The sequence below is a fragment of the Citrobacter sp. GW821-FHT07H02 genome (assembly GCF_059418505.1).
In genome coordinates this window covers 363,088-379,240 of sequence record NZ_JBWKPZ010000002.1, presented here as the reverse complement: position 1 = coordinate 379,240, position 16,153 = coordinate 363,088, and the positions used below count along the sequence as shown (strand labels likewise).

The following is a 16,153-nucleotide window of genomic DNA, read 5'->3' as shown; positions in this document are numbered from 1 at the left end:
TACGTTAGAACCGCGCTATTCTACTCAGTTTCCTCAGCTTCGCTCACCACTTTACGAAATATTGCCTGCAATGCCGAAAGGTCGCCCATGGCGCCACTCTGGTTGGCCTGATTCCATTCATCCACCTGAATACCGTCCCAGGTCAGCGTGTAACCAGCATGAATCGCCAGTTGTTCAAAGAAGATGCGCTGAGCCAGACCACTGCCAATACGAAACGGATGCAGCATATTGATCTCGCAATAGTAATGCGCGAGCCTGACGACGAATTTCTCTTTTGGCAATCCGGACAGATACCCTTCTTCTTCCAGATCCTGCATCAGGGCATTGCCCTCTTTTTCGATCCAGGCAAAATGGCAAAAAGGCGTGTCCCCCTGATAGATATCCACTTCACGTAACTTTCCCGCCCAGTCGAAAATGTCCTGATAAAGTTGGCGATGAATAGCACACAGGTAGGGTAAACCACGGACCCGCGGCCCCAGTTCGATGGTCGCGGCGCGTAACGCCGTCAGTTCATATGCCGCCTGCTCCAGACGCTGAACCTGGTGGATGCCTAAACGGTTACGCATGACATCGAGACCGTCGTAAAGATAGGGGTCGCGTCCTTCACCGAATTTATCGCTCATAGTGCCTCCTCAACGCCTCAAGACGTACAAGAGCTTCCTCTGCGGTCAGAGTAACCAGGGGGATTTCAACACCTTCAAGACGGCGACTGGCCTGGAAATTGGCGTTTCGCAGATGTTTCCAGAGACGAGATTTTTGTTTATCGGTGAGCTTTTTCACGTGACCTCCCTGAATGCGCCTTCACTTGCCACAAGTATAAGCAGCAATTTCGGGTTACGCAGAGGTCGGGAATAGCGCGGGTATCAACAACCCGCGCAAAATGCGATTACGGCAGAACTTTCGCGGAAAGGATAACAACCGGTTTTGACGGAACATTTTGATAAGGGCCCACGTCGTGGGTCTGGACCTGAGAGATTTTGTCCGCCACATCCATGCCTTTCACGACTTTACCGAAAACGGCATAGCCGAAGTCACGCTGGCCGTGATCGAGGAAAGCATTGTCCGCGATGTTGATAAAGAACTGGCTGGTGGCGCTGTCTTTGTCGGCCGTACGCGCCATCGCAATGGTGCCACGGGTGTTACGTAAACCGTTATCCGCTTCATTTTTGATTGGCGGGTTAGGTTTCTTCTGCTGCATTTGTTCGTTAAAACCGCCGCCCTGGACCATAAAGCCGGGGATCACACGGTGAAACGTGGTGTTATTGTAGAAACCACTGTTTACATAATCGACAAAATTTTGCACTGAAACAGGCGCTTTCTGGCTATTCAGCTCCAGCTCAATATTACCGGCAGAGGTTGTCAGCAGAACGTGTGGATCACCTTTCGCTGCCAGCGCTGCAGGAGAGAGAGCGGAAAGAGCGAGAACAGCTGCAACAGCCGCCAGAGTCGATTTGAGCATGAGATTTCCTTAACGGGAGCAGAAACAAAAGCAAGTGGATTGATTCTAAAGAGCCTTCCATGACAAGGCCATCCCTTTACTTAATTTTACGTATCGAATCCCCCTGTCATGTCAGGCCACCTAATTTTTTGTGACAAATGTCACTTTAAAAAATGCAACAGCCGAATCAATTACTAATAAATATTTAAATGCGTCACTAAAACGCCTAAAATCTGCCCGCCCATTGCGCTGTCAACGCGCTTTACACCTCTATACACAGGCCAGTCATGACTAACAGCAATCGTATCAAGCTCACATGGATTAGCTTTCTCTCCTACGCCCTGACAGGGGCGTTGGTAATTGTCACCGGTATGGTGATGGGAAACATTGCAGATTACTTCCATCTGCCTGTTTCCAGTATGAGCAACACTTTCACCTTCCTCAATGCCGGTATTTTGATCTCTATCTTCCTCAATGCCTGGCTGATGGAAATTGTCCCGCTGAAAACACAGCTGCGTTTTGGATTTATCCTGATGCTACTGGCGGTTGCCGGACTGATGTTCGGCCATAGTCTGGCGCTGTTTTCTGCCGCCATGTTTGTTCTGGGGCTGGTCAGCGGCATCACCATGTCGATCGGTACGTTCCTGATCACGCAGATGTACGAAGGTCGTCAACGTGGTTCACGACTGTTGTTTACCGACTCTTTCTTTAGCATGGCGGGAATGATTTTCCCGATGGTCGCCGCCTACCTGCTGGCACGCAGCATTGAGTGGTACTGGGTTTATGCCTGCATCGGTCTGGTCTATGCGGCCATTTTCATTCTGACCTTCGGGTGTGAATTCCCGGCGCTGGGTAAACATGCACAGCAAACCGAAACCCCTGTGGCGAAAGAAAAATGGGGCATCGGCGTGCTGTTCCTGGCCATTGCAGCCCTGTGCTATATCCTTGGTCAGTTGTGTTTTATCTCCTGGGTGCCGGAATACGCCAAAAGCCTGGGCATGAGCCTGAATGATGCCGGTACGCTGGTCAGCGATTTCTGGATGTCGTACATGTTCGGGATGTGGGGATTCAGCTTCATTCTGCGTTTCTTTGACCTGCAGCGCATTCTGACGGTGCTGGCAGGTCTGGCAACCGTGCTGATGTACCTGTTTATTACCGGCACGCCAGAACATATGCCGTGGTTTATATTGACGCTGGGCTTCTTCTCCAGCGCCATTTATACCACCATCATCACACTCGGTTCACAGCAGACCAAAGTCGCCTCGCCAAAGCTGGTTAACTTTATTCTGACCTGCGGCACTATCGGCACGATGTTGACCTTTGTGGTTACGGGGCCAATTGTGGCGCACAGCGGCCCGCAGGCGGCGTTGATCACCGCGAATGGTCTGTATGCGGTCGTCTTTGCGATGTGTTTTATCCTCGGATTCGTCACCCGTCATCGTCAACATAACGTCCCGGCAGCCCACTAAGTTCTCCTGCCCCTTTTCGTCCTGAAAAGGGGCTTCTTCTCCCCTCCTCCTGAAGGCGTAAATCTCAAAATCGCCTGTGGTAGCTGCTAACTCCCTAAAACCCTTCAATTTGTATGTTATTTGTACAAACACGAAAAGCCAGACAATTCCGTGACTTATAAAAATGCTGACAAATCAGCAATATACCTCTAAAGGAGTATATAAAGGTGAATTTGATTTACATCAATAAGCGGGGTTGCTGAATCGTTAAGGTAGGCAGTAATAGAAAAGAAATCGAGGCAAAAATGAGCAAAGTCAGACTCGCTATTATCGGTAATGGTATGGTCGGCCACCGCTTTATTGAGGATCTTCTTGATAAAGCTGACGCGACCCAGTTTGATATTACCGTCTTCTGTGAAGAACCCCGCAAAGCATACGACCGTGTCCACCTGTCTTCTTACTTCTCCCACCACACGGCTGAAGAGCTGTCGTTGGTGCGTGAAGGGTTTTATGAAAAGCACGGTGTGAAAGTTCTGGTGGGCGAGCGCGCCATCACCATTAACCGCCAGGAGAAGGTCATCCACTCCAGCGCCGGGCGTACGGTCTATTACGATAAGCTCGTCATGGCGACCGGTTCCTATCCGTGGATCCCGCCGATTAAAGGTTCCGAAACTCAGGATTGCTTTGTTTACCGCACCATTGAAGACCTCAACGCCATTGAGTCCTGCGCCCGTCGCAGCAAACGTGGGGCCGTTGTTGGCGGTGGTCTGCTGGGTCTGGAAGCCGCTGGCGCCCTGAAAAACCTCGGCGTCGAAACGCATGTGATCGAATTTGCCCCGATGTTGATGGCTGAACAGCTGGATCACATGGGTGGCGAGCAGTTACGCCGCAAAATTGAAAGCATGGGCGTGCGCGTGCACACCAGCAAAAACACCAAAGAGATCGTTCAGGAAGGAACTGAAGCGCGCAAAACTATGCGTTTTGACGACGGTAGCGAACTGGAAGTGGATTTTATCGTCTTCTCCACCGGTATTCGCCCCCGTGACAAGCTGGCTACCCAGTGTGGTCTGGACGTCGCTCAGCGCGGCGGCATCGTGATTAACGACACCTGCCAGACCTCTGACCCGGATATCTACGCGATTGGCGAATGCGCCAGCTGGAACGACCGCGTATACGGTCTGGTCGCACCAGGCTACAAAATGGCGCAGGTCGCCGTTGACCATATTCTCAAAAATGAAAACGCCTTTGAAGGCGCGGATCTGAGCGCCAAGCTGAAACTGCTGGGCGTCGACGTAGGCGGTATCGGCGATGCGCATGGCCGCACGCCTGGCGCACGTAGCTATGTCTATCTTGATGAAAGCAAAGAAGTCTACAAACGCCTGATCGTGAGTAAAGACAACAAAACACTGCTCGGCGCGGTTCTGGTCGGTGACACCAGCGATTACGGCAACCTGCTGCAACTGGTGCTGAACGCCATCGAACTGCCGGAGAACCCGGATTCGCTGATCCTGCCAGCTCACGCGGGCAGCGGTAAGCCGTCCATCGGCGTAGATAAACTGCCGGACAGCGCGCAGATCTGCTCCTGCTTCGACGTCACGAAAGGTATGCTGGTCGCCGCCATCAACAAAGGTTGCCACACCGTTGCCGCCCTGAAAGCGGAAACCAAAGCGGGTACTGGCTGCGGGGGTTGTATCCCACTGGTGACTCAGGTACTGAATGCCGAACTGGCGAAACAAGGCATTGAAGTGAACAACAACCTGTGCGAGCACTTCCCGTACTCTCGCCAGGAGCTGTTCCATCTCATCCGGGTGGAAGGCATCAAAACCTTTGAAGAACTGCTGGCGAAACACGGTAAAGGCTACGGTTGCGAAGTGTGTAAACCCACCGTTGGCTCCCTGCTGGCCTCCTGCTGGAATGAATACATTCTGAAGCCGCAGCACACGCCGCTACAGGATACCAACGACAACTTCCTGGCCAACATTCAGAAAGACGGCACCTACTCCGTGATCCCACGTTCCGCGGGCGGTGAAATTACCCCGGAAGGTCTGGTGGCGGTTGGCCGTATCGCCCGTGAATTCAATCTGTATACCAAGATCACCGGGTCTCAGCGTATTGGCCTGTTTGGCGCACAGAAAGACGACCTGCCGGAGATCTGGCGTCAGCTGATTGACGCGGGCTTCGAAACCGGTCATGCGTACGCGAAAGCACTACGTATGGCGAAAACCTGCGTCGGCAGCACCTGGTGTCGTTACGGCGTGGGCGACAGCGTCGGCTTCGGCGTTGAACTGGAAAACCGCTACAAAGGCATCCGCACCCCGCACAAAATGAAATTCGGCGTTTCCGGCTGTACCCGTGAGTGCGCGGAAGCCCAGGGTAAAGATGTCGGTATTATTGCGACAGAAAAAGGCTGGAACCTGTACGTCTGCGGCAACGGCGGGATGAAACCGCGCCACGCCGATCTGCTGGCGGCAGATATCGACCGCGAAACGCTGCTCAAATATCTCGATCGTTTCATGATGTTCTACATCCGTACGGCAGACAAACTGACGCGTACCGCACCGTGGTTAGATAGCCTGGAAGGCGGTATTGAATACCTGAAGTCCGTCATCATCGACGACAAACTGGGTCTCAACGAACACCTGGAAGAAGAGATGGCGCGTCTGCGCGAAGCCGTCATCTGCGAGTGGACAGAAACCGTCAACACGCCGTCTGCGCAGGTCCGCTTCAAACACTTTATCAACAGCGATAAACGCGACCCGAACGTGCAGGTCGTTCCTGAACGTGAGCAGCATCGTCCGGCAACACCGTACGAACGCATTCCGGTAACTCTGGTGGAGGAGAACGCATGAGCCAGTGGAAAAACATCTGCAAAATCGATGACATTCTGCCTGCAACCGGCGTCTGTGCGCTGTTAGGCGAAGAGCAAGTCGCTATTTTCCGTCCTTACCATAGCGACCAGGTGTTTGCGATCAGCAACATCGATCCCTTTTTCGAATCCAGCGTGTTGTCTCGCGGGTTGATTGCAGAGCACCAGGGGGAGTTGTGGGTCGCCAGCCCGCTGAAAAAACAGCGCTTCCGCCTGCGCGATGGCCTGTGCATGGAGGACGAAAGTCACTCCGTGGCGCACTACGAAGCCCGTGTCAAAGACGGCATCGTACAACTGCGCGGTTAATGCATGAACGGGAGGTGCAACGCCTCCCTTATTTGACGTATTTGGTAGGCCTTTTTTCGTAGGCCTGATAAGCGTAGCGCCATCAGGCAAATGGCATAAGCACATTGCCGGATGGCGGCATAAATACCTTATCCGGCCTACGTACGATTGTTTTTTTTATTATTTATATTTCAAGGGTAATCAAACACATGTTCACAGACACTATTAACAAGTGTGCGGCTAACGCTGCGCGCATCGCACGCCTGTCGGCGAAAAACCCGATCGGCTTCTGGGTTAGCTCTGCAATGGCGGGGGCCTATGTCGGTCTCGGTATTATCCTTATTTTCACCCTCGGGAATCTGCTCGATCCTTCTATCCGCCCGCTGGTAATGGGTGCAACCTTTGGTATTGCGTTGACGCTGGTGATTATTGCCGGTTCTGAACTCTTCACGGGCCACACCATGTTTCTGACGCTCGGCGTCAAAGCAGGTACCATCAGCCACGGGCAAATGTGGGCCATTCTGCCGCAAACCTGGCTGGGCAACCTGGTGGGGTCGGTGTTCGTCGCGCTGCTGTATAGCTGGGGCGGCGGTAGCCTGCTGCCGGTCGATACCAGCATTGTGCACTCGGTTGCCCTCGCCAAAACGGCCGCCCCGGCCACCGTGCTCTTTTTCAAAGGCGCGCTGTGTAACTGGCTGGTTTGTCTGGCAATCTGGATGGCAATCCGTACCGAAGGCGCCGCGAAGTTCATCGCCATCTGGTGGTGTCTGCTGGCGTTTATCGCCTCGGGCTATGAGCACTCCGTTGCCAACATGACCCTGTTTGCCCTCTCCTGGTTTGGCCATCACAGTGATGCCTATACCCTGTCCGGGATCGGTCACAATTTGTTGTGGGTAACACTAGGTAATACTTTGTCCGGTGTCGTGTTCATGGGATGGGGTTATTGGTATGCTACGCCGAAATCGGAGCGTCCGGCTCCGGCAAAAATCAACCAAACTGAGGCTGCTGCCAATAATTAAGGGGTAATGTCGTGGATCATTTGCCTATATTTTGTCAACTACGTGACCGCGACTGCCTGATCGTCGGCGGGGGTGATGTCGCAGAACGCAAAGCGCGGTTACTGCTGGAAGCCGGAGCCAGACTCACGGTCAACGCACTGGCGTTTATTCCACAGTTTACCGTATGGGCAAATGAAGGCATGTTGACCCTGGTGGAGGGGCCGTTCGACGAAGCGCTCCTCGACCCCTGCTGGCTGGCCATCGCGGCAACCGATGACGATGAAGTGAATCAACGCGTTAGCCGCGCTGCCGAAACTCGCCGCATTTTCTGCAATGTGGTCGATGCGCCGAAAGCCGCCAGCTTTATTATGCCCTCGATTATTGACCGTTCGCCGCTGATGGTAGCCGTCTCCTCGGGCGGCACATCGCCGGTTCTCGCACGCTTACTGCGTGAGAAGCTTGAGGCGATGTTGCCCCAGCATTTAGGCCAGGTTGCGCAGTACGCCGGACAACTTCGTTCCCGGGTGAAACAACAATTCGCCACGATGGGCGAACGCCGTCGTTTCTGGGAGAAACTCTTTGTCAACGACCGTCTGGCGCAGTCGCTCGCCAACGACGATCGCCAGGCCATTGAACAAACCACGGAACAAATGCTCAGCGAACCGCTGGATCACCGTGGTGAAGTGGTGCTGGTTGGTGCCGGACCTGGCGACGCCGGTCTGCTCACCCTGAAAGGATTGCAGCAAATTCAACAGGCCGATGTGGTGGTGTATGACCGCCTGGTTTCCGACGACATCATGAACCTGGTCCGCCGCGATGCTGACCGCGTTTTTGTGGGCAAACGGGCGGGATATCACTGCGTACCGCAGGAAGAGATTAACCAGATCCTGCTGCGTGAAGCCCAGCAGGGTAAACGCGTCGTGCGTCTGAAAGGCGGCGATCCGTTTATTTTTGGTCGCGGCGGCGAGGAGCTGGAAACCTTATGCCACGCAGGGATCCCATTCTCTGTGGTGCCGGGGATTACGGCGGCTTCAGGCTGTTCAGCGTACTCCGGGATCCCACTGACCCACCGCGACTACGCGCAAAGCGTCCGTCTGGTCACCGGGCATTTGAAAACCGGTGGCGAGCTTGACTGGGAGAACCTGGCGGCCGAGAAGCAGACGCTGGTGTTCTACATGGGGCTGAATCAGGCGGCGACTATCCAGGAAAAACTGATTGAGTTCGGCATGCAGGCTGATATGCCGGTTGCGCTGGTTGAGAATGGAACTGCCGTGAAACAACGCGTGGTTAACGGGGAGCTGTCGCAGTTAGGCGACCTGGCGCAGCGTGTTGAGAGCCCGGCGTTAATTATTGTCGGTAGAGTGGTTGCTCTGCGCGATAAGCTGAACTGGTTCTCGAACCATTAATGTAAAAAAACCGGGAATTTCCCGGTTTTTTTATGCCTGTCGTCGCCGGGCGCTAGCCAGCCATGACCTGCCCGATGCTTTCCTGCAATATACGCAGCACCGTCTCCTCGCCGCTACGGTTTGGATTAATACGGATCGCGTACTGTTCCAGACCCGGAGCGGCTTCGCGAAACGTCCCGGAGAGGCGATAAAACAGAGGTGGGATCTCATATTTTGATTCCGCCCCCACCGGGTAAGGCAGCGCCCCGCGTTTGTGCGCTTCTTCCAGCACTCTCCCGGCAATCGGGTGATTGAACTCCACGATCAATACTTTCGACTGCGCGTTGGCAATCACCGCCTGCTTCACCTCCGGCAGACTCCCTCCATTGAGCCGCGCGAGTATACGCTCGGATACCCCAGCCTGCACGGCATGCATCACGGGCGCAAAAACCAGTCCACGCAGCACTTCCAGCGCTTGCGCGCCCTGGATCTGGCTACCGCCGGAATACAGAGTAGACCGGATTTTAGCGATAGCGTCGGCCTCCCCAACAACCGCCCCCACACCTTCAGGCCCGAAGAGTTTAAAGCAGGAGAACGTAGAGAGCGTGGCCCCGCATTCACACCCGATGCTGCCCACTTTCATGACCGCATAGTTGTCATCAGTCAGCGTAGGAACCCCGCTGTGCGCGATTTCCTCCAGCACCACCGTCAGCGAGTAGCTGTCCCGGGGCTGCTGGCGTGTGTGCTGAACCAGCGCCGCCTGAGGACGGTGCTGTTCAATGGCCTGCGTTATCGCGCCGGGAGTATTGAAATCGGCGCGAATGAGTTCAACGCCCATCTGTTCTATGATGCACGCAGTGGTCGGATACACCGGCGCATCATGTACCAGTAGCCGCTGACCGGGTTTGAGCAACGCGCACAACCCTGCGCGAATAGCACCGGTACCCGCGCCCTGCACCAACACGGCCGCCTCGGCGTGAAACGCATCGGCCAGGACCTGCTCGACACGCTGCGTTACCCGGGGCTGGTTTAGCCCCGGCACAAGCCCTAAATCGCCGCCCGCCAAAAAATCAGCACCGGGAAAATGGCGGCACAGTGTGTCCACCAGCGCAAATTGCTTCTCCTGAGCCTCCATCAGCGTCAGGCTTTGTAATGGATAGGTTTCCATGGCGATGACCTTAGGGTTACACAATCCCGATAAAGTAGAAGAGGTTAGCCAGTATCCCGACGGCAATCGTGGCAACCGGGCCAATAGACATCTCCACCAGCGGTCTACGGGAGGTTCGGTTAAGCAGATAAATTCCTGCGACGATCATGAATCCCATACCCGGCAAAATGGCGTTAGACGCAATCATCCCACCCACCAGCAGCGACACTTCCAGCATTCGTGTGATCGCGGTACGGATATGATCACCACACGCTTTGACGCCAGGATATTTGTCCAGCCAGATCGCCGTTCTGGCGAGCAGTCTAATCTCCAGGAACATAATGACGCCGCCCGCAATGAACGCTATCAAAGGGTTATTGGTCGCCAGGCCTGCAACAAAAACAAACTTCATGCCTTCCGGGCTATAGACACCTGTCGCAATGGCCGTCATACCGACCAGAGGGATAAAGCTGATCGCTCGCGCCAGTGCCACCAGCATGGCACTTGTTTGCTCTCCCTGCGCCATCAGTTGCAGCGAAACAGGGCCTTCTGCCAGCAAACTGAATGACATCGAACCGGCCATCGCGCATAAGCCACCGCTGAACACCAACAGCCATTTGTTCTTCTGAATGCGTTCTATACGTGCCGAAAAGAGGCCCACCAGCATCTCATTCGCGCCTTTCGTCTTTACCCCATCCGCATTTTCTGACGTCGCAGGACGCTCTTGCATGGTGAAATAGAACATCGCGATCATCGCGAGCAATAGCGCAATTCCGTTCGGGTCAAGCTTGACGGGTTTTTCAATGCGTCCGCCAAAACTGATGCTGCCAAAAGAGTGCGCGACCAGATACCCCACCAGTGTCGCGACCAGCACCCACATCCCTTTTTTGTATCCGTACTGATAACCGACAACCAATGCAGGAAAGAGGGCGAAACAGACAATAATCGGGTCTCCCACCTGGCTGAGGTTATTCATAAAATTTACGGGCATCATGTTGAACAGATCAACCACTGAACGCAGTCCAACCATCAGCGCCACACCATAAAGGGCACCAATGACGCCGGAGAGCAGGAAGCCACGGCGGCTATTGTTACACCATGTGCCCACCACATCAGTTCCCAGCAGCAGGCTATGCACCAGAATAATCGGCGCGGTCAGTGAAAATGGCAGTCCAAATCCGATGACCAACCCGAAGCTCAGTGCAAAGCTGGTTGCCGCCAGCGTTTTGTGATCCATTCTCCCTTCGAGATATTCAGGCATCAATGGCCGCAGGCCATCATGAAAAACCGCAATCCCCCGGTTGGCCATCATGGCAGACAGCCCGCCAATGAGCGCGATTAATCCTGCCTTCATGGGATCGATGGTTAACAGGCGCATCAGAAACTCATGTTCCATTTTTCCTCCTATGCGCCCAGGATTGCCTTGATAATTACCGGGACAACGATTTCAGTGTCCTGCCCCGTGAAACCGAAGGCTTTTTTCCCTGCGTTTACGCCTGCAATAATCTCTTCATTTGACAGAATTTTTCCCGGCATGCCGACGGTAATACATTGGCTGGCCCCCGCAATCGCAATCGCCATTGCCAGCGCCCCACCGCCACCGGTATTGCACGCGCCGAAATAGTAGTCTGCCGCTCCGCTTTTTAATGCCATGGCCGCTTCAATGTCCCCCATGACAGTGACTGAGGTGGCACGATCGCCCGCTTCACGGCGGACTGTTTCAGCTATTTTGTCTTTCTCAATCTGACCACCAATCACGATTTTCATTGTCTGTTTCCTTATTGATTTATTTCTATCGCTAATACGTTATTAAAAACGCCTACCCTCAACGCGCGCTGTCTCAATCAAACCGACCTACTGGAAGAAACGAGCAGGGTTATCACGCAGCATCATGTCCACATCGACCTGACTGAACCCTGACTGGCGCAGTTGTGGGACAAAGGTGGTTAACAGGTAGTCGTAGCCATTACCGCCGTTCGCTTTCAAATGTGACCGGCGGGTAATATCCATTGAGAGCATCACGCGGTTGAGCAAACCGCGATCGCGAAGCATATGCAGCATCCCAATACGTTTCTCGTCCGGGTAGTAGCTGTTTTTACCGATAGTATCGAACTGCACATACGCGCCGAGATCGATCATGCGCAAGATATTGTCGAGATTATCTTTGAGATCGCAGTGACCAATCACCACTCGCGAGAGGGAGACGCCCTGCGTTTTCAGTAAGGCCAACTGTTCCAGGCCCATGGTGCCGAACGAGGTGTGCGTCGAGATCGGGCGCCCGGTTTCATTGTGGGCACGTGCGGCAGCAATAAAGACCTTTTCTTCCAGCGGCGTGATTACGCCTTCGCTGGAGCCGATTTCAGCGATGATCCCGGCTTTCAGTTCAGTGCCATCGATTCCGCCGACAATTTCATCGACCATCTCCTGGGCCAGTTGCTCCACGCTGCGGGTCGCGACATGTTCCGGGAAAAACTGATTCTGGTAATACCCCGTGCAGGCCACCACATTCATTCCCGTATCACGCATTAGATCGAGCATAAATTGTGGGTTACGCCCCATGTAACGGTTGGTCATCTCAATGATGTTGCGCACGCCCAACGCCATCAGAACGTTCATCTCCTGGCAGATGAGATCGTACTGATCGAACCGGCAGTCGAGGTTGTTTTTGAACCCGGAGAGATCGATATGCAGATGCTCGTGGGCGTAGGTGTAGCCTGAAGTATCAATGCTCATAACGCGTCTCCTGTGAGCCGTAATGCCGAAAGAAAAGAGGTGCCGTTTTGCGGGGCTGCAGCGCCAAAGAATTCGCATACTGTGGCGCCCACATCTGACAGCGTGGCGCGAACGCCTAACTGAGCGGGTTCCAGCCCCTGTCGATATACCAGCACCGGCACCACTTCACGGGTGTGGTGACTGTGACCAATCGTGGGGTCGTTGCCGTGATCGGCCATGACGACCAGGTAATCATCCGGACCCATATCAGAAAGAAGGCGCGTTAGATTACTGTCGACGACCTGCAGGCGTTCCGCATAACGTGCGACATCCTCGGCATGACCAGCGAGATCGGTTTCCTGGATGTTGGCGCAAATAAACACGGTCCGTTCGGCGTTAAATTCATCTCGAGTGATATCCATAATGCGCTGGCTATCGACCAGGTTTTGCCAGCTGCGACCATGTGGGTTGCTGACAATATCAGCTACTTTTCCGACCAGTACGGTTGGCACGCCGACCTCATGCAGCTTCTGCGGAACCTGAACCTGCGCATCAACGCCATAGCCCATGTGAACCACCTGAAAACCGTTTTCATACGCCCCCGAGCGCGGCGCATTGATGCCGATGAAGCGTTCCGCTTTTGTCTCAACGGCATCCAGAATCTGTTGGCTGTCTTTCAGCGTGCCGCCAAAAGCAATGACCCGCCCAACCTGCGCATGCTCACGCACGATGCGGCCAATTTTCACCACCTCATCGAAGTCAATGACGGAAAGGTTGGCGGTAATGTTGTAGACCTGCCCCAAATCCGCTTCGAGGTTATCGCCAATGGCGACCGCCTGATTCACCCACAGAAACGCCAGCCCATCGCCACGCCGCTCCACCTGCAAACCTGCGGCTTTCAGCGCCTGTTCAACGCGCCCAATCACCTCGCTAAACGGCATGCGTAGCGGCGCCTGGGGTCGCGAGCCTAAAATTTCCTGATGCCCCATGAAGGTATCGCCCCCTTCATGTTGCAATTCCGCGACGCCCCATACCGCTGATGCGGACGGTTTCATCACGCCCGGCGTGTACCCCAGCGCATTCATCAACCCCAGCTTTTCCAGCGTTGGCAAACGCAGCTGCGGCTGCTGACTCAGGATATGCCCGCAGGTATTCGCGCCAGCATCCTGCGGTCGGATCTGCGCGACATCCTTCATTGCCCCGACGCCGAAGCTATCGATCACTACCACCACGAAACGAGCCATTAGTCCTCCAGAAGGTTTCCGAGGCTGTCATAACGGGCGACAATCTCAGGCGCGCCGCGCTGAATACCGGACACCAGCACAACGTCACTGCGCGTCACAAAGATTTGCGTGCGAAAACAGAGCACAACGGCACTGCTTACCGGGAATTCCCCTGCAAGCGGCAGGTAATAATCAATACTGCTGTCATCGACAGGTTTCAGTTGCGTCTCAACCGGCGCGTCATTTTCATGGGTAAACACCAGCGCATTACGCGCATGCCCGCGACGGTAATAACCGCCGCCATAGCAATAGCTGTCGCCGTGAAAATGGTGGGAGATCTCGCTCAGCCAAAGCATCGCAATGCGCTCAGGTTGGTCGCCCTGTTGATTAGAAGGAATCGTGCCCGTCAACGCATGACCAGGCTCTGCGTGAGTAACGCCGTACGTTGCCAGCAGCGGCAAAGAGGCGCAGCTGGTCGCAGATGGGGCATTCAACTGTTCGATAGCGACGCCCGACGCTTCCACCTGGCGTCGCGCATCGACCAGCGTGTGCAGATTGGGCGTCGGAACGGTTTCACCTGCCGCCTCATCCCAGAGCAGACAAGGAAAATGCGTTAATCCGCTCAGATGCAGACCCGGTAACCGTTGAACCTGTGCAACAACCTCATCCAGATCGGCCAGTGGGAAGCCGCTTTCCTGCCCGGGATAAAGAAAGTCGTTTTCGCCATACACCTTGAGCATCACCGCCTGCGTCTGCCCGGCTTTCACTGCGGCCGCAGAAACTTCCCGCGCTTTCTCTAACGAAAACAGCGTGATGACATCCGTATTTTGTTCTACTGCTGCATCAACGAGTCGAGACGGGATCTGCACCAAATGCCCCTGATGCGCAATCGGTAATCCGGCGCGGCGCAGGGTTCGGCCCTCTTTATAGTCCACCACGACAATCCCGGCATAACCCAGCGCCAACAGCTTTTCCGCCAGCCAGGGATTTCGCCCAACCTGCTTGGTCATCAGATACAACGTGATGCCGTGTTGCTGCGCGACCTCAATCAGCCGCTTACCATTTTCCAGAACCTGGTCAACATCAATCACCCAGCTATCGGGGACAATCTTCCCCTGTTGCCATAGCCGGAGCGCGGCGGTAATAAGCGCAGGGTTCTGCCGTTTCAGTGCGTGTATAAACATCTTTTAGCCTCGTTTCCAATCCCTGATTTAAATATTCATTTTTTTGAATATTTAAGGTGAAGGACATTGCTATTCCATCTCTTTCAAACGCCTTCTTCTGCCGCCATCCACAATCCGTACAGGTTCGCCAGCAGATACCCCTCTTCATTTGCATGAAGCGTCACCGCAAACTCTTTCAGCAATGTCTGGTGTACCAGCAAAATGGTTGGCCAGAGATTTGATTGCGCCATTTCAGCCAATAATTCGTCATCCAGCGGCCCAATCACTTCCCCCCGGCGGCTGCGCATTAACGCGCTCGCCATGTGCGTCATCGCCATCGTCCCTTGCTCGGAGTGAACCGGCAGATGCCACTCATTGCTCAACCGTTCAACAACCTGCAGCATGCCGCTGCAGATATCCTTATCAATCACACCCGCTTCGCATAGCAGGTTCAGTCGGTATTCCATCAAAATGCCCTTAACTTAATAGCTGGGTTCCTGCTCACCTTTAACCACCCGTTGCTGGTGGGCGAGCAGCGCCTGTTTGTCCACCACCGCACGCAGTAATTGCTGCATCGGATAATCATCCGCGCGCGTCAGTACGACGGCTTCCGTTGCCTGTAAGAATCGGGGATCGCGGGTGAGCGGGGTCGCTTCTAATCCCAGCATCGCCAGTTCAGCATCCGCCACGACGTTCCAGATCACCGCATCCACGTCCCCTTTCACAATACGCTGAAGGCTTTCGTGGTAGGAAAGGTCTACCAACTCCACGTCGCTGTCGCCAAAACAGGCTTCCGTCATGATTTTCTGATCCGCCGAGCGGTTATCCAGACCCACGCGTTTCACATTTTCAGCCTCACCTTTGCGACAAATGAGCTGATGCTCGCCCACATAAGTATGTGGCCCCAGCTCCAGCGCGATGCGCAACCCGTTCTGCGCCAGATAACTGTCTGCCGCCAGACGGGAGACCACCGCCATGTCATAGACGCCGTTCAGTAAACATTCCACACGAATATCTGCCCCACGCATGTGCGCGTAATAAAAGGGGATCCCCTCAAATTGCGCTTTCAGACCGCTCGCCAACCCTTCGTACAGACGGGTATAAGGCAACGGCATGGCACATACCACGTTGTTGATATCCACATGCGTCAACAGCGTTTTGTTATCCATTTCTACCAGGAAACTACCATTACGCCCGCGACGCTCAATGCGGATTGCCCCTGAGGATTCCAGCGTTTTCAGCGCGGCCTGCGTTAATCCGACAGATGAGTGGCATTCACTTGCCAGTTCATCTATGGTTTTCAAACGGTTACCACACTTTTCACCCAACAGGTAACGGGCCAGAGTTGTTAAGACAACCCCTTCTTTCTTGATAAATGTCCGACGCATCATATATTTTCAGTAAATTGAATATTTATATCTTCATTAAATTGAATATATAGCGCAATGGCGAGATGTGCAAACGGCGAGGCGCTTCACACTTTTTATT

General features: G+C 54.2%; 16 protein-coding genes. 5 read left to right on the top strand and 11 right to left on the bottom strand.

The window, feature by feature from the left end:
* Positions 1-20: 20 nt before the first annotated feature.
* The 3 genes from AC07NP_RS04870 to ppiA form a co-directional block, all read right to left on the bottom strand.
* Positions 21-623, bottom strand: a complete 603-nt coding sequence (locus AC07NP_RS04870) for a putative adenosine monophosphate-protein transferase Fic (RefSeq protein ID WP_494659747.1) — start codon at positions 621-623, stop codon at positions 21-23.
* A complete protein-coding gene (gene ficA, locus AC07NP_RS04865) occupies positions 613-780 on the bottom strand; it encodes a FicA/YhfG family antitoxin (protein ID WP_494659746.1) in 168 nt (55 codons plus the stop codon). Before ficA ends, AC07NP_RS04870 begins: the two co-directional genes overlap by 11 nt.
* A 106-nt stretch (positions 781-886) precedes the next feature.
* Complete coding sequence (gene ppiA / locus AC07NP_RS04860; RefSeq protein ID WP_162383502.1) at positions 887-1,459, bottom strand: peptidylprolyl isomerase A; 573 nt, start codon at positions 1,457-1,459, stop codon at positions 887-889.
* Positions 1,460-1,725: 266 nt separating this feature from the next.
* On the opposite strand from ppiA, the gene tsgA reads away from it, so the two are divergent.
* From tsgA to cysG, 5 genes are all read left to right on the top strand, one after another.
* Positions 1,726-2,907: an MFS transporter TsgA gene (tsgA, locus tag AC07NP_RS04855; protein WP_203359752.1), complete on the top strand. Its 1,182-nt coding sequence runs from the start codon at positions 1,726-1,728 to the stop codon at positions 2,905-2,907.
* Positions 2,908-3,191: 284 nt separating this feature from the next.
* On the top strand, positions 3,192-5,735 hold the full coding sequence (gene nirB / locus AC07NP_RS04850; protein ID WP_494659745.1) for an NADPH-nitrite reductase large subunit: 2,544 nt from the start codon (positions 3,192-3,194) through the stop codon (positions 5,733-5,735).
* On the top strand, positions 5,732-6,058 hold the full coding sequence (gene nirD / locus AC07NP_RS04845; RefSeq protein WP_301700493.1) for a nitrite reductase small subunit NirD: 327 nt from the start codon (positions 5,732-5,734) through the stop codon (positions 6,056-6,058). The genes nirB and nirD overlap by 4 nt, the downstream gene beginning before the upstream one ends.
* A gap of 188 nt (positions 6,059-6,246) precedes the next feature.
* Positions 6,247-7,056: a nitrite transporter NirC gene (nirC, locus tag AC07NP_RS04840; RefSeq protein WP_494659744.1), complete on the top strand. Its 810-nt coding sequence runs from the start codon at positions 6,247-6,249 to the stop codon at positions 7,054-7,056.
* An 11-nt stretch (positions 7,057-7,067) separates the two neighbouring features.
* Positions 7,068-8,441 (top strand): siroheme synthase CysG, encoded by a 1,374-nt coding sequence (gene cysG, locus AC07NP_RS04835; protein ID WP_494659743.1) that lies wholly within the window; start codon positions 7,068-7,070, stop codon positions 8,439-8,441.
* A gap of 52 nt (positions 8,442-8,493) precedes the next feature.
* Here cysG and AC07NP_RS04830 read toward each other — a convergent pair whose 3' ends face one another.
* The 8 genes from AC07NP_RS04830 to yhfZ form a co-directional block, all read right to left on the bottom strand.
* Complete coding sequence (locus AC07NP_RS04830) at positions 8,494-9,588, bottom strand: aminotransferase class I/II-fold pyridoxal phosphate-dependent enzyme (RefSeq protein ID WP_494659742.1); 1,095 nt, start codon at positions 9,586-9,588, stop codon at positions 8,494-8,496.
* A 16-nt stretch (positions 9,589-9,604) separates the two neighbouring features.
* A complete protein-coding gene (locus tag AC07NP_RS04825; RefSeq protein WP_203359747.1) occupies positions 9,605-10,963 on the bottom strand; it encodes a YhfT family protein in 1,359 nt (452 codons plus the stop codon).
* A gap of 8 nt (positions 10,964-10,971) precedes the next feature.
* Complete coding sequence (locus AC07NP_RS04820) at positions 10,972-11,334, bottom strand: DUF2620 domain-containing protein (RefSeq protein ID WP_490469453.1); 363 nt, start codon at positions 11,332-11,334, stop codon at positions 10,972-10,974.
* A gap of 87 nt (positions 11,335-11,421) precedes the next feature.
* Positions 11,422-12,300 carry a phosphotriesterase-related protein gene (locus AC07NP_RS04815; RefSeq protein WP_494659741.1) on the bottom strand — a complete coding sequence of 293 codons (879 nt, stop codon included), beginning with the start codon at positions 12,298-12,300 and terminating at the stop codon, positions 11,422-11,424.
* Positions 12,297-13,523, bottom strand: coding sequence for a phosphopentomutase (locus AC07NP_RS04810; RefSeq protein WP_494659740.1), 1,227 nt, complete (start codon positions 13,521-13,523; stop codon positions 12,297-12,299). The genes AC07NP_RS04815 and AC07NP_RS04810 overlap by 4 nt, the downstream gene beginning before the upstream one ends.
* Entirely contained in the window at positions 13,523-14,686 is a 1,164-nt protein-coding gene (locus tag AC07NP_RS04805; protein ID WP_494659739.1) for a YhfX family PLP-dependent enzyme, read from the bottom strand. The genes AC07NP_RS04810 and AC07NP_RS04805 overlap by 1 nt, the downstream gene beginning before the upstream one ends.
* Before the next feature lie 83 nt (positions 14,687-14,769).
* Positions 14,770-15,132: a PRD domain-containing protein gene (locus AC07NP_RS04800; protein ID WP_494659738.1), complete on the bottom strand. Its 363-nt coding sequence runs from the start codon at positions 15,130-15,132 to the stop codon at positions 14,770-14,772.
* 15 nt (positions 15,133-15,147) lie between these two features.
* Positions 15,148-16,053 (bottom strand): GntR family transcriptional regulator YhfZ, encoded by a 906-nt coding sequence (yhfZ, locus tag AC07NP_RS04795; RefSeq protein ID WP_494659774.1) that lies wholly within the window; start codon positions 16,051-16,053, stop codon positions 15,148-15,150.
* Positions 16,054-16,153: the final 100 nt, after the last annotated feature.